Genomic DNA, 21,074 nt, shown 5'->3' on the forward strand with positions numbered 1-21,074 from the left:
CAACGGACTGCAAGACGTGGTCTTTGGCTGGACACGGCATTCGCGGGAATGCGGCGAGGCCCGGCGCTCTGACTGCACCGACTGATGCGAAGGTCGCCGGCGGAGTGGTCTGGCGGGTCGCAACGCCGTACTCGCACCTGGTTTGGGACTGGGCACTTCTCCCGGCCACGGACCAGCGCGTCACTATACGCTCGGAGTTTCGAGCTACCGCCCGATCCGTTCTGTATCGTCGGCAAACCACACCAGCTCGGCGAGTAGCTATCGCTCCCCGACGCGTGGTCCCGGTCGCAACCGACGCGTTCAGGCCCGAAGGTACCTTGCCCGCGCATCGGCAGAGCTAGACGAGCCAAGACAGACTGGACGCCGCACCACCGACACCCGGTCCAGCTGGTCGGTGGCGGGCGACGTCCACCTAGTGTCCTGAGTCGGAAGTTCGTGCACATCTCCGGCGCCCAGGCACGCACCTCGCGGCGTTGGAGAAACGGCCACGATGCTAGAGCATCGCGACCGCTTCTCCGCCTTGCGATGCACGCACCTGGACACCGGAGCTGAAGCACGAACTTCCGACTCAGGACACTAGCGTTTTGTCAGCGGTAGATCGTGTCTTGGTCCACGACAATGGTTTTGTCGGTGTCGTGGTGATACATCCAGGCCATTACTTTGGTCGCACCGCCGGGGACGTTCGCCGGCAAGTGGATTTCGAACGGCTCATTCTTGCCGCAGACCATTGGGGTGTACGCGATGTCGCCGGTCGACGACATGAACTTGAAGTACTTGCACGAACGCAGGCCAAGCTCGCGCTCGTCGTAGGCATCGATACGGCCGGTTATGCCCACGACACGGTTGTAGAAGATCATCGTGCCGCGGGCTCCTATATAGGAGTCACCCAAGACGAAACTCCTTTCGGGATAGGCCGTCTCGGCAGCTCCAGCGGGCACCACTGCCGCCGCGGAGAGCGTCGAGGCCGCGGCAACCGCGACCATCGTCTTGGTGAAGCCTGACAGGAACGGGCGCATAAATTGACCTCGTCGTCTCTCGTCAACCGATAGGTAGGGCAAGGCACAATGGTGCGGGCCCACACGCACTAGGACAAAGCGCTTTGCAGCAAGTTGCAGACCGCAACGGCTTATCGGCTGTCAGGTTTAGTGGTGGGAGTGCGACAGCAGCTCGGTTCAGTGTCGACGGCTCGGCCGGGCAGTCATGTCGGTCGATACCGCGCGGGTTGCCCGATGGCTAAGGCCTTGCCTTGGCGTTCCGCTTGGCGAGTCGAGTGCTGATGCTGCCCCATATCCCGATGCGGAGGGGTGGTCTAGGCATCCTGGGCCTCCGAGGTCGCTGGCTGGCGACCGCTGAACGTCCCGGCTGTCGGTGAGCCCGCAATCGAGAGGGTTGGCGCTACGAGGTGATGTAACGCACAGCTACGAAAGACGACGGACGAGAGGCGCGGATGTCGTGCGGTCTGAGACGTTGCCGGATGCCCAGCGTGGACGGATGGCTGGAGTGCCGGAGAGTTCGATCGGGGACCGGTGACGGCAAAGTGTCGCGTAAATGTAGCGCTGAGGGAACGAAGAAGCCCAGGGCACCGGGGTGACCTGGGCTGATGTGCGCCGCCAGGGACTCGAACCCCGAACCCGCTGATTGGAGCCTCAGGCAACGATATGATGCCCATTGCTACCCGAACGTGCCTCTGAGCTGGGCGGAGATCCGTCGATCCTGTTAGCTGATGCGCCCCGAGTGATCCTCGCTGCTCGTTGATTCCCATGGGATAACCCATGGGGGCACGTCGCCCTCCGCTTGAGGCGCAGTATCCAGCCCCGAGTTCGGCCCGAGCGCCAGCACGGCAGGCTCGCTGCCCGCCGAACGTTGAGGCGAGGGGCGTAATGAGCCACAGACATCTGTGAGGAGGGTCTCCGCACATGTGCGCGGGACGAAGCCCGGTTCGTTGCCGATTTGTCTCCATGGAGATGCCCGTCACACCTGGTCATCGGGGCTGACGTCTGGTATCACTCAGAGTGATCGGGCGGAGGGGATTCGTCTGGCACTCAGCATTGGGGGGAACCAATGTGGCTTACGATCTATCTTCTTAGGAATGGTGCAGTCGCTGACCAGAGTGTTCTGCGCTCGAAGGCGACGGTGACTAATCTAAGCTTCAGGGTCGACGACCCAAAGATTAGGAACGCCTTCTTCCTTCAAGGCGAATCGGTCGTTCCTAAGTGGCTGAAAGACCTTGAAAGTCTGGTAGTTGCTAACTCTTCGAGCGCCGAGTATGAGCGAGCAAGCCTGGGCGCGGTGGTCCTGGTCGAAAGTGGAGATCGCGTCGTTGCCGTGACATTCGGCACAGGATTTCTTGCTATCGAACCAAGTTGGATCGAGCGTGGGTTTGGTCTTCGGGTAGTTGCCAACGGGGTATCTGCGAGGAGGCTCCGAGGCGTTCAGACGAGAGTGATTGCTAGCAATTCTCGGGATCAATACACGCTGCTCCCGGTTGATGGTGAGTTGGCCGATCTACGTATCGAGGTCGACGAGGACTGGTTGAGGCAGATGTCCGGGAAGGCGACGGATCAAGACTTTGCGAGCACGATAGCTGGTGCAGATTCGTTGAGAATAGCCGTCCCCAAGTTCGATCTCTCAAGGCTTTCGTCGAAGATCGACAAAGTTCTAGAGATCTATAGTCTGGATGACTACAAGGAGCACTTTTCTTTCCTGGACCAGATAGTTCCACTCGATAAGAGCAATCCCGTCGTGGAAGTTCTCGATAATGCCGTTGGCGAGTTGCTGCGCGATGGATCGACCGATGTCTCCTTCGCGCCCCCGGATCCATTTGATATGGAAGCGTTGGATCACTATGAGCTTGTACTTGGCCATAAGGATCGCTACTCGATTCCAGACGTAGACCATACCTCGGTTATCGAGGCAATTGATGCGCTCAGCCCCGAAAAGAGCCCGCTTGAAGACGTGATGGTCTACGCTGTGGACGCAGATGGTTCGGCGATTCAGCGGGGGAGCAGGCTCAAAGCTTACGCGAGGGCTGAGGTGAGTCACGAGGGAAACAATTACCTCCTGTCATCTGGCTTGTGGTTTGAAGTTGAAAAGAACTTCGTAAAGAAGATCAATGCCGATCTGTCTGATGTCGAGGACATCACTAACGACTTGAATCTGCCGCCGTGGGTCAGCGAGTTCCTCAAGGAAGACGAGAAGGACAAGACTAAAGAAGGGTCCTACAACATAATCACCGCCGAAGATCGAAAGTATGCGCTTCTCGATAAGAACCTGGTCGTATTCAGTCAGTATGAGCGCTTGGAGATATGCGATTTGCTGACTCCGGACGCAGAGTTGCTCTGCGTGAAGGCGGCTACTGATTCATCGAGCCTCTCGCATCTGGTTGCGCAGGTAGAGAATAGTGCGCGCGCCTGGGAAGACGAGTTGTATCAGGCGAAGCTCGCGGAGGCATGGGGAAAGATCTGTCCAGGTCAGGCGGCCCCGGCGCGATCGAACGCCAAGTTCGTGCTCGCGATCGCCACAGATAGGCCCGGATCGCTCAGCGAAAGCCTCTTCTTCTTTGCAAAGGTGCAAGTTGCTCACTGTGTAAAGGCTGTGAGGCGGGCCGGGTTCAAGGTGGCGTTAGCGCGCATCGAGGTCGAGTCCGGGCCCGCTACCAAGGTGGAGAAGGAGTCCTCAGAGACGAAGTAGGTCAGCGCTTACGGTGCTGACACGGACGTGGCGGCGCGGTTGAGGCGACGGAGCGATTGGATGGTGCGGCCAGGGTGGCGGGACAGGGGAGGGAAGCGTCGACCGCCACCCTGGCCGGTTCGGGGGTTAGTCGCGGGGGTCGTAGATCGGCCAACCTTTGCTGTCGCGCTTGGGTTGGGTGGGCGGCTCTAGGGACGCCTTGGAAGGGAATTGGCCGTCGTCTAGCCAGCGGATTTCGGTTGCGCCGGAGTGGCCGTGGGCTTCTAGGACGTCGTAGATGCTTGCCCAGACGGAGGTGGCGCGTGGGTGGCCGGGCCAGTGGAGGGCGACGGCGTGCGGAGGGGAAAGTAATGGGATAACCCATGGGGATCGAACAAGCGAAAGCCCCGGTCACGCTTGTGACCAGGGCTTTTGTGCGCCGCCAGGGACTCGAACCCCGAACCCGCTGATTTGCAGCCCGGGCTCCTCACCGCTTGTCAACAATTGCCGAGATGCGTCGTGACGTGCACGTTTGGTTGAGTTGGATGCGCAACGTCTGTCATGCGTGTTGGGCGCTGATCGTTGATAGAGGTGCGTTAAGTGGTGCGCTGTGTTGGGCATAGAACGAAGACTCCCTGCCCGTAGTCGACGATGCAAGGCGCTTGTGGATAGCCGCAGGCCGCCTCAGTCCAGCAGCACGCTAAGTGATCACGCGTCCGTCCTACCTGCGATGGAGCAGTCGACGGCATGGGCCGCGTCCCTGCACTGGCAGTCAGGTCTTTGCGTCATCGTGACCCCGTTCGCCGAACCCGGTAGTCGAGCTGCTGTCGCCGGTCTGGAAGGACGACAGCTTCCGCCGCCGTCTCGGCATACACCGGCTCAGCAAGGCACTAGTCTGCCCAGCCGGATCATGACGATCTCTTCCTCGTCGAGGAGCTCGATCAGGCCTTGCAGCGAGTAGAGGCTACCGAACGGGTCGTGCGCTGGAGCTACGATGACACCCCGCAACATGTGGGCCGGTCACGATCGTGTCACCCGCCGCGACGGCGTTCTTCAGTGTCTGCTCGACGTCCGGTACGGGCAACCGAGGAAGGCCGGCTTGACCAGCTGGTCGAACATCATCACGACCGAGTTACGCGATCAGTATTTCGGCGTCTCCGATCCGGCCGCGCTAGTCGACCACCCGGGCGAAGAGTTCCGCGGCGCCGAACGCGGACGCCACTGCTTTCGTCAACCCGATGGTGTCCTTCTGAGGATCCAGCGCGATCCTCGGGTCCGTCGACGGTGCCACACGCGGGTTCGGCCGACCGGGGACATTACTCAGGTACCGAGCCATCTGCTCAACTATCGGCTGGCTAAAACGCCCGCTCGTACATCGCTGCCAGCTCGGGGGTCCATGCCGCGGACAGGTCACAGTTTCTGACCACGCCGCCCGAGGCGGTGATCAGGTAGCGCTCGCCGGGATTGAACACCACTCCGGCGTTGTTGATGGTTTCGCTGCCGGTCGCGCTGATGACCTCAACGAGATCGGCATTGCCGCCCTTGTACCAACGACCTACTTGCAGGGTCACCTTGTTCGCACCCACCTCGATTGCTGTGGCATCGAGGGCCAGCTCGCCTTGGGCAAGGATGTTGACGTCGCGGACCATGCAAGACGCTGCAGCATCGGCTGGCGCGACGGTGAGTGCCAGGGTGCTTTTCGAGACAAACACTGGTTCTTTGTTGCTCAGTACTGCGAATCCGCCGAAGCCGGCTATCGCTAGCAGGGCCACGGCGGCCGCCGCTGCGATGATCCATCGCCTGCCTGTCGTTCGCTTCGCTACATCGGTACTCACAGTTGCCTCCACCAGGTTGTCGATCCACGAGTTAGCCCCTGATGGCGTATGCGCAGGATCCGCGGCCCGTAGCCGCGCTCGCAGGTCATCGCGCTGTTCGTCATTCATCGGGGCCTCCGTTTACCCTGGTTCTGTCCGGCTGGGCTGTCGTTCTTTCCAAGGGAACTGGCCAGTTGCCGTCTCGCCTTGTGAAGGCGGATACTCACCGCGTTCGCTGTGAGGCCCGTTACCTCGGCGATCTCACGTGGCGCGAGGCCCTCCCAGGCCCAGAGCGTGACGACCTCACGGTCCAGCTCTTTCAGCCGCCGCAGCGCGGCAAGCAAGTCCTCGTGGTCAGCCGATGGCTCAGCCAACGGCGGCGGCTCAGACCGGGCAATCCGTTCGACCAGCCGCAGCTGGCGCTGTGTGGATCGGCGGGCATTGGCCAGGCACCCGCGCGCCACCCCGTACGACCAGGGGAGTGGGGTGTCGTGGGGCACGTCATCGAGTCGTCGCCAAAGCACCAGGAAGACGTCGGCCATGACGTCATCGACGTCAGCAGACGGGGCCCGGCGTACGACGTAGCGACGTAGCGGCTCGCCCACAATGTGGGCCAGCTCTGCGAAACGCGTCTCCGCTGTGGCTTCGGACATGGTCTTCACACTGTGCACCTGTCCGGCACCCAATCGACTCTTTCCGATAGCTCGATGGCTACCTGAAGTTGTTCGTGAATTATCGGTATCACTCGGAGTCGGTCAGGCCTGACGGAGCCTGGGACGGCGCCGTCGTCGTGTGGACGTCGGCAGTCGCCCACTGCTGGGCAGGAAGATCCCGACGACGTCCGAGCGGCGTCGGATCTCACGGTTGAGGTGCTCGTTGAAGATGTTGGGCCAGGCTTCTTTGGGGAGCCCGGCGTGAACGCGAGCACGTCGGCGCGTGTGGCTTCGAGGTGATCGGTCACGGTGCGAGTCTTCGGCCAGGGCGTCGACGACGCGGTCGGACTGGGCATGTACGGCTTCGGCGTCGGGTTGGTGGTAGATCGAGTGCAGGCGCTGTACTTCCGCACGCAGCAGCGGTAGCTCGCACCTAAGCATCGGATCGTTGGCCATACCGATGAGCACACGCCGCTCGATACCGTAGAAGAACAGCAAGACGTAGCCGACGTACGCGCTTGGATCGTTGCGCCCGCTGCCGAGCCATTGGAGGTAGGTCGCTCGAGCCTCCGGAGTGATTTCGTACTATGGCCAGTAGCACATCGTGGAGCCCTCGTAGTCGGGTGACGATGAATGCGCGACCTCTGCCTCAGGCTTCCGCAGTTGAGCTCCGATGACGTCACGCTGGTCCTGAGCACGTGTGGTAGGTACTAACCATCACGAGCCGTGACGTACAAGTTGATAGTCCGCCTGGGTGGTCGCTATGACCTCGCCGGACTCATCGGTCAGCAAGGCGTCTAGTGCGAAGTCCGCCTTTGCATTCGCTGTGGCCTCCTCGCGCACTGAGGCGATCGTCGCTGTGTCTAGCCAGGTCGCCGCTCGAACAGTGCCGGTAGCTGGGCGGCGGTATCGGATCCGAACCGTCTTCACTATCGGATAAAAGCGCTCGGCGTCGAAGGTGGCGATGCTCAACACGCCGCCGATGATCTCGGCCGCGCTGAAGATCACTCCGGCGTACATTGTTCCGAGGTGGTTGGTGTTGCCCTCCAAGCCGACCTCGCCGACCACGCGGCCGGGCAGGACTTCGATGATCCGTATACCCATGCGGTGCGCCACCGGCACCATGTGTTCGATGCCGGCGTTCACCATCTCGAGGTAAGCCGCCTGCCCATTTGCGTCAGTCATAGTTCGAGCGCCCCTCGGCCGTATGTGACGAACAGGTCGCCGGCCATCACTAGGCTGGACATCGATGTGTGCGGCGTTCCGCGCCGCCGTCTGTTTGTGATGGTCATCGGGTCGGGTTCCTTTCGGCATGACAGGTTTCGCAGAGCCGGCCTCCCGTCGCTCGGACGACGTAGTGCATGTCGCCGACCTCGACCCAGGCCTCGCAGCCGCCTTCACATCGGTGACGCTTTCGACACCTCACGTATCGGTCGGGGCGGCGTGGAGGGGACGCGGCAGGCCGGAAAAGAGGCGATGTATGTGGCCCGGCGAGAGGACCGGACCATGACCGGTACATCTGTTACCCATCGTTAGGCTTTCCGTCCCGGTGAAGAACTCGTGCGGCTGAGCTAGCTTCCAGTCGGTCTAAAGCGTGGCGCTGGCCGACATCCGGGCCAGATCGACCTGGACCGGAGACCTCGGCGCGTGCCGGTCCCGGAGGCGCGGTCGTGGTAGCCAATTAGCATGCCGTCCTGCTCTTCCCGACGGCAGATTCGGCGTTTGTCCGCTGGCTCTGCAAGTGCGGGGATTTCGAAAGATGACCAAGATCCGACACCAAAATCGCTTTCGTACCCCGGCCGCTCAGCGCAACACGGAGTGGACAACATCAGCCGTTATCTTCAGGGAGTCGCCTGAAGGAAGACTGAAGCCAACCTGAATCATCAGCCGCCTTCCCCACACGGGTGTCATTGTCTGCGAAACGACATGGCGGCCATTGCCTCCGCACGGGCCGCGGAATCACCCGAGCACTGCTGTGCCCAGGCGATCCCGCTAGTCTGTCGAGCTGTCCCATTCAGCTACGACGTCGAAGTCCGGTTCGCGTGGCCCGGGCCCTGTCATGTAGGCGGTGTGCATGACGACATGGGCGAGTTCGTGGGCCAGCATCGCGACGGCTTCGCCATCGTTGAGGCCTGCCGCAATCACGATTCGGTTGTCGCCGAAGCCGACCACGCTCGCTAGATTCGGCGACGCCATTGGCTCGCGGGAAACGTGGAATCGCATGCCTGCGGCGATCGATGAGAGCCTGCTCCACAGGCCGTTCAGGACTTTATCAGCGCGACTCGAGACCGCATTGAGCGAGGGATGTCCTGCTCGCCGAAAGTCTGCGAGATGTCCCAATTTTGATCGATATGAGCCTCTGAGCCGCCGGTCTTCGGGCCGTGAGAGGGAAGCAGGATGGCTTCCGTCCGAACTCATCCACCCCCACGGCCCCTGGCAAGGCCTACACGACGTCGAAACCGCCACTATGGGCTGGGTTCACTAGTTCAACACCGCCCGCCCCCACACATCAGTCCAAGACCTCACACCCATCCAAGCCGAACACACTCACTACACTCACCAAACCCGTCTCGCCGAGGCCGGCTAACACCCAACCAAGCCTCCGGACACGCGGGGGCGACTCACCCAGACCTAAGCCTCCATCAAGTGCCGTCGAGTCCATGGGGGTGAGGTGTATTTGGCGGGCGGCGTTCAGGGAAATGTCAGCGGTAGAGCGGCGCGCACGCTGATGCTGACTTCGCCGTACACGAACCCGAGGTGTTCGTTGAGACGGCGCATGTTGCTATTGCCCTGCTGGGTCCACGTGTGGATCTCGGTGATCCCGTGCTCGGCCGCCCACGCCATACTCATCCGCTTTAGTGTTGATGCCACCGCTTTGCCTCGCCACTCCGGCCGTACGGCGGTGTAGGCGACCTCGGCCCGCTCGGGCTTGTCGGTGTCGAGCATTAGTCCGGCGACGCCGATCACCTCGCCACCCCTCACGGCGAGGAACATCGCGCGGGGTTCGTTGATCCACTCCTTCTTCCAGTCGTCGGCTGATACGTTCAGCAGGCTTGGTACGTCCATGTCGGGGAACGTCGGCAGCGCCACCTGCTCATAGGCCCGGGTCCAGAGCCATGGCTGCTGGGCGACCGTGACCACCTCGTATTCCGTCGGTGGGGGAGGCCAGGGCTCCGCACCGATGCGACGAAGTTGCTCGACTTGGCGCCCCGTCTCGGCGAAGCCGAACTGCTGGGCGAACGCCAACGACCCGTCGTCCTCAACGCCGGATCGGCCCTGTTCGTAGCCCCGGGCAACGGCATGCTCTGCCAGCGCCAGCAACAGCGTCGTGCCGACTCCCTGTCGTCGTGCCTCGGGCAGAACTCGAGGCGCGAGGAATGCACGCCCTGCCTCGTCGGAGGCGTTCGACAATCCGTTGCCAACGACCTTGCCGTCTAACTCCGCCAGCAGGAGCAAACGATGGGGACGATCCAGTTGCCGAAGCTCTGCCACGCTCGGGCACCGCTCGTTGGGCAGCACTGAAATCTGCACGTGACGCCAGGCCTCATGATCAGCATCCGTGGCCGCCATACGAATCGACACTCTGCTCACTACTCGCCTACCTCGACTGGGTCATTGGCGGATCAGGCGACTCAGTCGACGCTGTCAATCTCGGCGGTCGTTGGGTACTGCAGCCATGTGTAGTTAATGGGCTGGGGCACGTTCCACTCGGCAGCCAGGGCCTCGTCGACGGGCTTGAAACCAACTCGAAGGTAGGTACGGATCGCCCGCTCGTTGTCAGGATGCACTCGCAGGAAGACATCCGCATAGCCGGCATCGAGCGCAGGCACTAGCAGCGCACGCACAAACGCAGTCCCGACCCCCTTGCCCCGGAACTCCGGGGCGACGATGATCCGCGCCAGTTCAACTTCGTCTTCCTCGTCGTCGAGCCACAGTTCGCCATAGGCAACCGGTGTTGATCCCTCGAAGAACAAGTACGACTTGATGTCGTCGGCTATCTTCCGCCAGTTCGTCAACAGCTCGGCCGGGAACGGGAGTTCCTCCCGCCCGGACAACAGTCCAACTTCCTGCGCCGAGCTCGCCCAACCAGCCACCAGAGCCGTGAACTCACTCTCAAACGACCGCAGCTCCATCAGAACTCCCCATCGCAACAACCACCTACCACCATTACGCTCAGAGCGACCACCTCAGTTCACGAATGCGATCGCTGTGGCCGATTCATCCCTGTACCTCTACCGGCTGAGTGGCGTCGACCGTCCAGCATGCTTGGCATGGAAGTCTCCAGCTCGACCATTGAGCCCTCACGAGAGTAGGGCTACTTGTTACACCCACGTGCCGAATCCGCAGAACTGATCTGGTTCACCATTCATCGTACGGTCCGCGCTGAACCGCGACTGACGTTCTGCTGGAGCGTCGGGAAATGGTGGCTGCTTGCCGCGGCTTACAGATCATCACGAAGGTGCCTGCCAACTCGTTGGGGGTCGCTAGCGCACCTGACCGACTGACGGTCACAACGAAGCGAGTTGATTGATGCTCAACATACTTGCATGAACTTACCCTCGCGCCTTGCGCCCTTGCGGTGAGCGGACACCCTGCTCCGGACGCTTCCTGAGCACTACCGCGCCTCAGTCGCCTACCGTACCGAGGATGCATCGACTCGACCAGTCGACAGGTAGCAAGATTGCGGCTGAGGAGCGTGGCGATCCGGTCGCGGTTGCGCGAATTCACGAGAGCGCAGGCGGCGGGTCCTCGGGTACGGGGGCGCGCTACACATTGCGGAGGCTGCTGCCGACCGCATGCGTCCTGCGATCTCGAATGAGTCCCTGGAGTGGATCGCGTCCGCAACCGCTTGGTCTACGTCAGCTCGCCAATCAGGATGCTTCGCTTGTTGCGTCGTGGTGGTGGGCGCGCAACCTTCGCACCAAGCGTGAACAAACACTGAAGGGCTCAAGCTGTGCCTCGCCGCTGGACGCGTAGGTTTCGCAATATTTCTGCACGCTGCGAAGCGTCGCGCCGGCGCGCCTCAGCCGGCGTCAAGGCCGGTAGGCCATGCCATTCGACCCGCATGAACCTACGCATTGCCAACGCACTAATAGGAAGGCCGACCGCGAGAAACCCAACAAAACCACCAGCAAGTGCCAGCGCTTGTTCTTGGCGGGTCACGATCCGACCGCCAGCAACCCGAAGTCATAAGTAGACCTAGCCGCCATGCATGGACAAACCACTAAATCACTAGGGTGAGCGCGGTATCGAGTGTGCGATCGGCGACCTGGAGCTGTTCCTTCGCTAAGCAATACCCGACGCCGGCCTGCCTGAACACGCACACGGTGACTCCTCAGAAGCGGCGATCGACGGGCGTACCCCTCCCTAGGACATGGATAGCTACGGCCATCGATCACAGCTCGCCGGTCGGGGCTCAGCACCATCAGGCATTCGGTCCCCGCCAAGGCGCCGCTTGTGCGACCCATGTCCTGCTTTGCGGTGTGCTGCATACTCATGTGCTGCCTCCAGCACGCCCACTCGAATGCACCTCGGTGCGCGCTCTTCCAGCGTGCGCCAAGTCTCTGAAATGGTCCTGGGTCCCGGCTGAGACGAAATGTCAACAAGGCGGAGAACACGAGTCCGGCGCCCGGACCAGTTCCGGGCGCCGTAAGGAGCAACTCTGCCCGAGAATCTCTCAGGCACCTTCACCGTCCGGGCGAGGCACCTCTGGAGAACTCATGCTCGGGGAGCACACCGACCGATCAAAGGCGACCAGAAGAACCTCCGTGGCGATCAGCCTCAGCATCGGGATCGGCCCGTCGAGCTCACACACCGTGGACCCGATGGGAGCCGTCCGTACCTTCGTGACCGGCCTGACGGCCGACGGACTGCTCGCCCGTACGGCGGCGGTGAAGTCCCAGCTTTTCGGTTCACTCGGCGCCGCACGGGCGAGCAGTCATGGGCATGGCAGTAACAAGGCGGTGTGGCTCGGACTGGAGGGGGAGGAGGATCCCGAAACGGTCGCCATCACCACTACCGTCGACGATCGGGTCGCGGCGATCCGCTCGACCGGCCGGCTTCGGCTCGTGAGGACCAGATTCCGTTCTGGTAAGCGGTAGCCCGAGGAGTGGTTGAGACGGCTGCCTGTTCGCACGTCCGGGGTGCACAGCCACCGCCGGCCCAGAGCGTTGCCGGGGGGCTAGCTGCCAATACAAGCCTTTCAGATTCGCGTCAGCACCACACCAGCGTATGCAGCCAAACTCCCGTCAGGGGTTGCGCGAACGTCACCGCGACCGGGAGCGAGCTACTAGTCGGTCAACGAGGGCTGTTACAGATGGGCGGCCTGGGGATGCAGGGTTCCTGGCCGACTTACCAAGCCAGCCACCAACGGCCTGTGGAGGACCCGAACTTGAACCTCTCATCCGCCCGACGTCGGTTCATGGCCGCCGGATTGGCTCTGGGGTTGGTACCCATCGCCCACGTCAACAGCGACCGGACAGAGTCCGTTGCGGCCTCGGTAGCGGCTATGCCCGCACAGGCGGTTGAGGTGACTCCGGCCGGGATGAGTTGCGACAAAGCCACACCGCGGACCCTCGGCGCGTGTATCACCCGGCTGCTAAACGAGCCGACAAGTCCTTATGCGAAGAGCTTCAAGCGAACAGCCGCGCAACGTCAGGCGAGCACAGCGAGGCTGGCTACCGCCGCGAGTCCGGCCCAAGTCGGGTCCTGGTCTACGATCAGCAACTTGAGCTCGCCGGACGGGAGCAAGGTCAACGCTGTGCACATCTCGGTGCTGTCGACCGGCAAGGTGCTGATCACCGCCGGCTCTGGCTACAACCGGGAAAACTTCGCTGCCCGGCTGTTCCGGGCGTGGGTCTTCGACCCGAACACCAAGGCACTTACGCCGGTGCCGAATCTGCCGGACGACTTGTTCTGCTCTGGGCACATGCACGACCAGAATGGCGTGCCGATCTTCTTCGGCGGCACCGGCCGCTACGGCTCACCCGCCTCGTTTCCGGGGAGCCCGGAGTACTACACCGGCACTAGGAAAGTGTACGCGTTCGACGTCTACTCCAACAGCTTCAAACCGCGCGCGGACATGGCGGTTGCTCGCTGGTACCCGAACGCTGTCGCGAACGCGGCTGGCCGGCCGGTTGTGGTCGGCGGCTTGGACGCGAACTCAGTCGCGACCGACGTCAACGAGAGTTACTCGACACAGACCAACACCACCACTGTCCTGCCGGGCCGCCGGGCGTTCCCGATGTACGCAGGGCTGCACTTGCTTGCCTCAGGCTACTACTTCTACTCCGGTCAGAATACTTTCGGCAGGATTGGCCACAGCCCAGGCATCTGGAACTGGACCAACAACGCATTCAAGCCGGTGCCAGGTCTGGCCGCGCCGGACTGCCGCGATCAGTCGGCTTCGGTGATGATGTACCCGGCCCAGGCTCAGAAGGTCATGCTGATCGGCGGAGGCTGCACCACCAGCACCACCGGCACGACGGCTATCGCGACCCTGACCGGCGCTGCGCCGACGTACAAGCCCGGGCCGTGGCTGGGCTGGCCGACGATGTACTCGTGCGCGATCAACCTGCCAGACCGTTCGGTTTTCGTTGCCGGAGGCTCCAATCACAACACCAACCCGCAGCTTCGCGCGTCGGTGCTGAAATACGGGGCCACCACGTGGACCCCGGTCGCGAGCCCGAAGATCGCCCGTGAGTATCACTCCTCGTGTGCGCTCAATGTGGACGGCTCCGTGGACACCTTCGGGTCCAACGTGGGAACGAACGTCGAGACTCGCGTTGAGCGCTACAGGCCGTGGTATATGCACACCACCCGACCGGCGATTACCGGAGGCATCGGGTCGATCATCTACCTGGGCGGGACGAGCCTGGTCAGCTACTCCGGTCCCTACAAGATCACCGATGCCACCTTGACCAGGCTGACCAGCTCCACGCATAGCTCGGACCCGAACGCACGCCAAGTGCGGGCCACCGTCGTTCAGCAGTCGACCACAGGCAAGATCGGGCTCCGGTACGAGTCCCGATGGGGCGTGATGCCGCTCGGCAAGTACATGCTAAGCCTGATCGACTCTCGGGGCGTGCCGTCGGTCTCCAGGATTGTTCAGGTAGTCAAACCGCCCTCTGGCAGCTCTGCCCCGGCGTACGCGGCTCAGCCGGTCGGCTGCGCGCACTGCTGTGGGGGAGAGTGCTGACAATGAACACAACTGAGACCAAGCCCTGCCACTAGTAGCGCGCCGTCACTCGTGTCCTCCGTCGACTGATGTGCGACATCCATCCGTCAAAGGATCTGCGACAGTGGCTGGTTCGGCCAGTCTGGGGTCGACGTCTCCTGGGGCGTCGGGGACTCGGGAGGCCCGCGATTGGCGCTGGTTGTCTTATCGGTGTTCGAGCAACGTCTGGACGCGGTTCGTGCGGTGCTGGAGGGCGCGGATTCGTCGAAGTGGGAGCTCGGGCAGGAGTGCATCATTCGACGCTGCATCGCTGGATCGCGCGATATCTGACCGAGTTGCTGGCCGGCCTGGCGGATCGATCTCATCGGCCGCACTGTCGCCCGCTCAGGTAGCCGAGGCGGTGGAGGTCGCGGTCGCGGTCGCGGAGATGTGTAGAGAGCATCCGCGGTTGGGTTCGTGGCGGATCCGGTGGGAGATGGGTTCGCAATCCTGGCCATGGTCGAGTGACGAACTGGTGGCGCCGTCGGAACGCACGATCGACCGGATCTTGCAGCGGGGCAGAGGCCTGTTGCGTTCCCATCCTCGCAAACGCCCTTGGGAGTCCTATGTGCGGTTCGAGGTGCCGGAGGAGATCATCACCGACAACGGCCAACAGTTCACCGACCGGTTCGCACGCTTCGGCGCCCGCAACGGCGAGGTGCTGTTCGACAATATCTGCCACCGCAACGGCATAACCCACTGGCCGACCGCCCCGGTGGCACTGAATCAGGACGGAAAGGGTGGAGCGATTCCACGGCAACCTTCCGGTCCGACTTCCTCGCCGTCACCGACCCGTTCACCTCGATCGAACTGGCGCAAGCGGCGGTCGACGCCTACGTCGACTAACACCACCCGGCCGCACCAAGTCCTTGATATCGAGATCCCCGTGACTCCGGCCAAACTCACAAGCCGAGCGGGACCTGGTCGGGCTGTGGCCGCCGCCGCAACTGACACCAGCCGCCGACTCGGGTCGCACTCACTAACCGATAAGGCCGATCATCCTGAGAGTGGTCCCGAGATGCTGCCGGTGCGGGAATCGTGGACAGGTGGGCCGATCGAGTTCGACCGGGTCGTGCCGCCCAGCGGGGAATCTGCAAGGTGGCAGGCAAGCAGTCTGGCTCGGCCCGCATAGGGCCGGGCAGACGCTGCGATTCTGGGCCGATCTCGACGTGATTCACCTGCTCGTTGCCGGTGCCCGGATCAAGACCGTCCGCTCGCACCTGACCGTCAACGATCTGGACCGGTTGGTCGCCGACGGCTCCACGAACGCCGGGCCGTCGCCGCTGCCGCAAATCGAGGTCAGTGAAGCGATCCAGGTCGAGCGGATCGTAGCCCGCGCAGGCACCGTACCCGTGGGCGGGCATGTCCTGGTCGCTGCGGAAACCCTGGGCGGTCGCCGTGTCGGAATCCGGTTCGAGCCCGCCGCACTGATGTTCTACGACCTCGACACCCGCGAACTAATCCGCGTGCGGCCCAACGCGCTCACCATGTACCAAGCCCGCCGACTGCGCGGCAGCCGGCCCGCGGGACCACCCCACGGCCCTCGCTCGAAGCGGTCCGGGTGCAACGCCGCGCCAGCAACTCCGGCGCGATCATGGTCGCGGCCAGAAAATCGCCCTCGGCCGCGCCCACGAACACCAAACCGTCACCGTGTCCGTGTCCGTGTCCGTGTCCGTGTCCGAAACCACTGACCCATCTCAGCGAGACCAGCGTCCACTTGATGTGACAATCCCTGAGTCGACCTGCGAGAGGAAATCGCGGATGGATTGCTCGTGGTCAGCCAACGTCGCCCCTCCATGTACTTCGCTGCCTGGCTCCAATGCTGGCGCGAGTATGTAGATCGCGGCCACAAACCGAACATCCGTAGCACATCGGCCCACCTGCCCCCATCGCTCGGCGCACATAGCATCAAAGCCAGCGGCCACGGAGCGCTTCGTCAATTTCCTAGCCCACATGTCGCGCATCAGTTGGCAAATCACAGAATTCCGACAGTTGCTCGAACTCGTCGGGAATTCTGCGGTGCCAACTGACGCACGCACGCCTTTGGCTTGTCAGGCGGCCGGATGTTGAACTGTCGTTTCAGCCTTACTTCAGTGAGATTTCACCATCCACTGTTCGGATCACCCGTGACGCAACGGTTGTTGTGGGCGTCTGAAATCTGACGCCAATCTCGTGGGCGGCCGTGGTGGTCAGGGCCGCCCACTCCTGTGTTCGATACATCGGAGGGTGGCTATGCCCATTCGCAATTCTTCTGTTCCAGTCGATGGACTGGCGCTGAAATATCCAAGCTTGCTGATGCCGGAAGATCTTGAGGCTGCGGCTGGTCCGATCCTGATAGAGCTTTCGACGGATACCATTGGCGATGTCGAGCGTTGTCATTCGTTCGTGCGGGAATCCTTGGAGTCCGGACGCGCGATGTACGGGTCGACGACCGGGTTTGGCGCGTTGGTCGGCCATAGCGGCAGGCCGGACCCGGCGGATCAGACCCATGGACTAGTGGATTTCCTCGCGGCCGGTCAGGGGCCGTCGCTGGCGCCCCAGGTCGTACGCGCGATGTTGCTGGCGCGTGCCTGGACCTTGGCACGCGGCCAATCGGGCGTGTCTGGGGGCGCGCTGCAGGTATTGCTTGAGGTGCTCGCCAGTCCACTGGCGCTGGCGCCTGTAGTACCTGAGTACGGTTCTGTGGGAGCTAGTGGCGATCTGGTGCCGATGAGCCATGCCTTGAGCGCGCTGATGGGCCGGGGCGACATGCTGATTGATGGCGTACGGGTTCCGGCTGCCGACGCTCTGCGGACCGCCGGACTCGATCAGCTGGTGTTGGAGGGGCGCGATGGGTTGGCCCTTGTCAATGGGACGCCGCTGACGGCAGCTGCGGCTGGACTGGCATGCGCTCAGGCGGCACGGTCGGTCGTGGCTGCGATCACTCTCACAGGCCTCATGACTGAGGTACTCGGGGCTGGGCCTGAATACGCTTCCGACAGCCTTGCGGTGGCCTCCGGACACGCGGGGTGCGTGGCGGTGAGCGGCCTGCTAAGGGACGTGTTGGACGGTTGCGTGCCGTCAGGCAAGCGGCAGCTGCAGGAGCCGTACTCGGTACGTTGTGTGCCCCAGTTGGTGGGTGCTGCATGGACAAGTGTGCGACATGCAACGACGGTCACCATCGCCGATCTGAACGGCGTGAGTGACAATCCGGTGTTCTTCCCGGAGGAGGGAGAGATCGTCCATGGCGGAAACTTCTTCGGTCAGCCGGTTGCTTTCGCGGCCGACCTTCTGGCCAGCGCTCTAACGCAATTGGCAAATCTTGCCGAGCGACAGTTGGACCTCCTGATGGACCCGCACCGCAACACTGGATTGAACCCTTCGCTGTCGGCTGACCCGGGCCGCCAGCATGGGTTGACCGGAGTGCAGCTCTCGACAACGTCCATCGTGGTGGCAATGCGCCGGGCGGCTGTACCGGCAGCTTTCCAGAGTTTGTCAACGAATCAGCTGAATCAGGATGTGGTGCCATTCGGCACGCAGGCGGCACTGACTGCCCTGGCACAGGCCGAGCGTTTGCGCTGGGTGCACGGAGCCCTAGCCGTGGCGCTGCGGCAGGCGGTCCATCTTGGCGGCAGAACGCCCGCATCTGAGCAAGGGGCTGCGCTGCTGGAACGGCTCTGCGAAACCGTCGCCCCGATTCCATACGACCGACCGCTTGACGGCGACGTCCGGCGCGCGGCCGACCTGCTAGACGAGGTCGCAGTCGCGCATGTGCCGAGTCTGCGCGAATCCTCCAACACATCTCGATCGTGAGCTGACGACGACCTGATGAACACGACAGCCGAATCGCTAGAGAGCACGCAGTTGATGGCTACTAGCGCACGCTCTGAATTGTCCGTCCTTGACTCGCTCGAGCGGGCCGTATCCATCGCCGGAACCCGGACGGCGGTCATCGGTCCTGACGGACACCAACGCACATGGCAGGAAGTGCGGCAACGCGTCGCAGCTCTGGCGGCAGGACTAGGCGGGCTGGGGCTGCAAAGCGGTGACCGCGTGGCAATTGCGCTCGCGAATTCTCCAGAATATGTGGAGTGCTTTTACGCCTGCGCGATGGCCGGCCTGGTGATAGCGCCACTCAATACGCGGCTTTCACCTCTGGAGCAGGATCGCTATCTGGATCTGATCAGTCCAGCTGCTCTCATCATTGGTCCCGGTGGTATGCCCGGCCACACGGCGAGACAGGACTGCACCACAATTGTTGTCGCCGATGAGGGGCGCCCAATGCCTGACGGCGAGATCGTCCTCTTTGGAGACCTGCTCGCTGCGGATCCGATCAGCAGGCCAGGCGTGCACCGGGAAGACGACCCGGTCGCGTTGTTTGCCACCGGCGGAACCACCGGGGCGCCGCGCGCGGTGATTCACACTCACCGAAGCCTAATGGCGAACGCTTACCATATTCAGATGTCGCTGCGGTATAACGCAGATGACCGATATTTGCACGCCGCACCGATGTTTCACATCGCGGATTGCGCATCGCTGTTCGCGATCACCCTCGCAGGTGGCAGTCATGCTTTCCTGCCCACGTTCTCCCCCCAGGCATTCGCGCAGGCCATGGAGGCAACCCGGTCAACGGCGACCCTCCTGGTTCCCACCATGGTGGGCATGTTGCTGGACGATCCGTTTGTCAATGCCGCTGACTTGTCGAGTTGGCGCCTGCTCTTCTATGGCGGGGCACCTATGCCAGCCGCCACGCTCGCGCGCGCAATGCAGCAGCTACCGTGCGGCTTTGCCCAGGGCTACGGAATGACTGAGCTCTCACTGGCGACAGTTCTTTCCGAAGAGGATCACGCTCGTGGCGCCGGGGGCGACACTGGCGTCCCGCTGCAGTCCGCCGGCCGACCCGCGCCCGGAGTAAGCCTTCGCATTGCACAGGAGGATGAACACGGAGTAGGAGAGATCCAGGTCGCCGGTCTCAATATTCTGGCCGGCTACTGGCACGATGCCAGCGCCACACAGGAAATCTTCACGCCCGACGGCTGGGTTCGCACCGGGGATCTAGGCCGCCTCGATGACGGATACCTGCACATCCTCGACCGCAGCAAGGATGTGGTCATCGTCGGTGGCGAGAATGTCTACAGTACGGAGGTCGAGCACACGCTCAGCCTGCACGACAAGGTCAGCGAGGTTGCTGTTATCGGCGTCGCGGACCCCGTCTGGGGTGAACGCGTGCACGCCATCATCGTGCCGACTATTGAAGGTGACGACGACCGGGTTCTCTCCGATATCGATGCGCACGCTCGCCGCCACCTCACTGACTACAAGGTTCCCCGCAGCTATGAGGTGGCCACCAGCCTGCCAAAGACAGGGCCTGGCAAGATCAACAAGCGCGAACTCCGGACCAGGGAACGACCCGCGGCAATGATGCCAGGCTCGAGGTCGGAAGTTCCGGGCCAGTTCCTTGCACCCGTCGGTCCGGCCGCGCAGTCGGCCATCATGCCCGCCGGAGAGTACGCGACTCTTCTTGATCTTGTCCGCGCCCACACCAACGCCGTCCTGGGGCGAGACGACCCGAGCCTGATCCCGGCCGACGTCACTTTCCGGGACGTCGGTCTGGGTTCTCTCGCAAGCATCGAGCTTTGTGATCGGCTCACGCGCTCCACTGGAGTTGAGCTTTGGGCGGCTGCGCTGTTCAACCACCCAACACCAGCGCGCCTCGCACGCCATCTGTGGACGACACTATCCCCCTCGGATGGTTCCGCTGACACGGGTGCTCCATCGGCTTTAGTTGCGGATGATCCGATCGCAATCGTCGGGATTGGTTGCCGCTTTCCTGGAGGCGTGGGCTCGGCTCAGGAGTTGTGGGATCTGGTTCAGTCTGGCACAGACGCAACGTCAGAATTCCCTGCAGACCGTGGTTGGAATGTGGAAAGTCTGTACGACCCCGATCCCGATGCTGCGGGTAAGAGCTACGTCCGACGGGGCGGGTTCCTAGCTGACGCCGCAGGATTCGACGCGGCATTCTTCGGGGTTTCTCCTCGTGAGGCGTTGGCGATGGATCCGCAGCAGCGGCTATTGCTGGAGACCTCGTGGGAGGCGTTAGAAAATGCTCGTATCAATCCGTCTTCGCTCGCTGGCACCAATTCGGGAGTGTTCGTCGGAACCTGGAGCGCGGACTACGGCCCACGTCTTGGCGCCGGTCATCACGATGACATCGTGATGACCGGGACAGCCGCCAGCGTCGCGTCTGGCCGAATCTCTTATGCCCTTGACCTCCAAGGTCCTGCGATGACTGTTGACACGGCGTGCTCGTCTTCCTTGGTCGCAGTGCACCTGGCTTCCCAAGCCTTACGCAATGGCGAATGTGACCTGGCTCTGGCGGGCGGGGCCACGGTGATGGCCACGCCTGGCGCGTTTGTAGCGTTTTCGCGGCAGCGGGGTTTGGCTGCTGATGGGCGGTGTAAGGCGTTTGCTGCTGGGGCGGATGGGACGGGTTGGGCGGAGGGTGCGGGGGTTCTTGTGCTGGAGCGTCTTTCTGAGGCTCGGCGTAAGGGGCGTCGGGTGCTGGCTGTGATTCGGGGGAGTGCGGTTAATCAGGATGGTGCCAGTAATGGGTTGACGGCTCCCAATGGCGTGGCCCAGGAATCGGTCATCCGCCGGGCCCTGATTAGTGCCGGCCTTAACGGCGCTGATGTTGATGTGGTGGAGGCGCATGGGACTGGTACGGCGTTGGGTGATCCGATTGAG

General features: G+C 62.6%; 16 protein-coding genes. 7 read left to right on the plus strand and 9 right to left on the minus strand.

The window, feature by feature from the left end:
• Nucleotides 1–587: 587 nt before the first annotated feature.
• A complete protein-coding gene (locus ACFFGN_RS03830; RefSeq protein WP_380043866.1) occupies nucleotides 588–1,016 on the minus strand; it encodes a hypothetical protein in 429 nt (142 codons plus the stop codon).
• 1,045 nt (nucleotides 1,017–2,061) lie between these two features.
• Here ACFFGN_RS03830 and ACFFGN_RS03835 point away from each other — a divergent pair.
• A complete protein-coding gene (locus ACFFGN_RS03835) occupies nucleotides 2,062–3,690 on the plus strand; it encodes a DUF6119 family protein (protein ID WP_380043867.1) in 1,629 nt (542 codons plus the stop codon).
• A 126-nt stretch (nucleotides 3,691–3,816) separates the two neighbouring features.
• Here the strand turns inward: ACFFGN_RS03835 and ACFFGN_RS36095 are convergent, their stop codons facing one another.
• From ACFFGN_RS36095 to ACFFGN_RS03870, 8 genes are all read right to left on the minus strand, one after another.
• Entirely contained in the window at nucleotides 3,817–4,047 is a 231-nt protein-coding gene (locus ACFFGN_RS36095) for a hypothetical protein (RefSeq protein ID WP_512700325.1), read from the minus strand.
• A gap of 977 nt (nucleotides 4,048–5,024) precedes the next feature.
• On the minus strand, nucleotides 5,025–5,612 hold the full coding sequence (locus ACFFGN_RS03840; RefSeq protein ID WP_380043869.1) for a hypothetical protein: 588 nt from the start codon (nucleotides 5,610–5,612) through the stop codon (nucleotides 5,025–5,027).
• Complete coding sequence (locus ACFFGN_RS03845) at nucleotides 5,609–6,136, minus strand: RNA polymerase sigma factor (RefSeq protein WP_380043886.1); 528 nt, start codon at nucleotides 6,134–6,136, stop codon at nucleotides 5,609–5,611. The genes ACFFGN_RS03840 and ACFFGN_RS03845 overlap by 4 nt, the downstream gene beginning before the upstream one ends.
• Nucleotides 6,137–6,238: 102 nt before the next feature.
• A complete protein-coding gene (locus ACFFGN_RS03850; RefSeq protein WP_380043887.1) occupies nucleotides 6,239–6,715 on the minus strand; it encodes a TerB N-terminal domain-containing protein in 477 nt (158 codons plus the stop codon).
• A gap of 138 nt (nucleotides 6,716–6,853) precedes the next feature.
• Nucleotides 6,854–7,282 (minus strand): YiiD C-terminal domain-containing protein, encoded by a 429-nt coding sequence (locus ACFFGN_RS03855; RefSeq protein WP_380043870.1) that lies wholly within the window; start codon nucleotides 7,280–7,282, stop codon nucleotides 6,854–6,856.
• Nucleotides 7,283–8,128: 846 nt separating this feature from the next.
• On the minus strand, nucleotides 8,129–8,332 hold the full coding sequence (locus ACFFGN_RS03860) for a hypothetical protein (protein WP_380043871.1): 204 nt from the start codon (nucleotides 8,330–8,332) through the stop codon (nucleotides 8,129–8,131).
• 495 nt (nucleotides 8,333–8,827) lie between these two features.
• On the minus strand, nucleotides 8,828–9,628 hold the full coding sequence (locus tag ACFFGN_RS03865) for a GNAT family N-acetyltransferase (protein ID WP_380043872.1): 801 nt from the start codon (nucleotides 9,626–9,628) through the stop codon (nucleotides 8,828–8,830).
• A 140-nt stretch (nucleotides 9,629–9,768) separates the two neighbouring features.
• Complete coding sequence (locus ACFFGN_RS03870) at nucleotides 9,769–10,269, minus strand: GNAT family N-acetyltransferase (RefSeq protein WP_380043873.1); 501 nt, start codon at nucleotides 10,267–10,269, stop codon at nucleotides 9,769–9,771.
• A gap of 1,587 nt (nucleotides 10,270–11,856) precedes the next feature.
• On the opposite strand from ACFFGN_RS03870, the gene ACFFGN_RS03875 reads away from it, so the two are divergent.
• From ACFFGN_RS03875 to ACFFGN_RS03900, 6 genes are all read left to right on the plus strand, one after another.
• On the plus strand, nucleotides 11,857–12,237 hold the full coding sequence (locus ACFFGN_RS03875) for a serine dehydratase beta chain (protein WP_380043874.1): 381 nt from the start codon (nucleotides 11,857–11,859) through the stop codon (nucleotides 12,235–12,237).
• Between the two features lie 626 nt (nucleotides 12,238–12,863).
• Entirely contained in the window at nucleotides 12,864–14,333 is a 1,470-nt protein-coding gene (locus ACFFGN_RS03880; protein ID WP_380043875.1) for a galactose oxidase-like domain-containing protein, read from the plus strand.
• A gap of 266 nt (nucleotides 14,334–14,599) precedes the next feature.
• Nucleotides 14,600–14,704, plus strand: coding sequence for a leucine zipper domain-containing protein (locus ACFFGN_RS03885; RefSeq protein WP_380043876.1), 105 nt, complete (start codon nucleotides 14,600–14,602; stop codon nucleotides 14,702–14,704).
• Nucleotides 14,705–14,919: 215 nt separating this feature from the next.
• Nucleotides 14,920–15,483 carry a hypothetical protein gene (locus tag ACFFGN_RS03890; protein WP_380043877.1) on the plus strand — a complete coding sequence of 188 codons (564 nt, stop codon included), beginning with the start codon at nucleotides 14,920–14,922 and terminating at the stop codon, nucleotides 15,481–15,483.
• Between the two features lie 1,100 nt (nucleotides 15,484–16,583).
• Nucleotides 16,584–18,143, plus strand: a complete 1,560-nt coding sequence (locus tag ACFFGN_RS03895) for an aromatic amino acid lyase (RefSeq protein ID WP_380043878.1) — start codon at nucleotides 16,584–16,586, stop codon at nucleotides 18,141–18,143.
• Nucleotides 18,144–18,197: 54 nt separating this feature from the next.
• Nucleotides 18,198–21,074 (plus strand): beta-ketoacyl synthase N-terminal-like domain-containing protein (locus ACFFGN_RS03900; protein ID WP_380043888.1); only part of this gene is annotated, 2,877 nt, incomplete at its 3' end.

The sequence above is a fragment of the Kribbella deserti genome (genome assembly GCF_042434725.1).
Taxonomy (GTDB): Bacteria; Actinomycetota; Actinomycetes; order Propionibacteriales; family Kribbellaceae; genus Kribbella; species Kribbella deserti.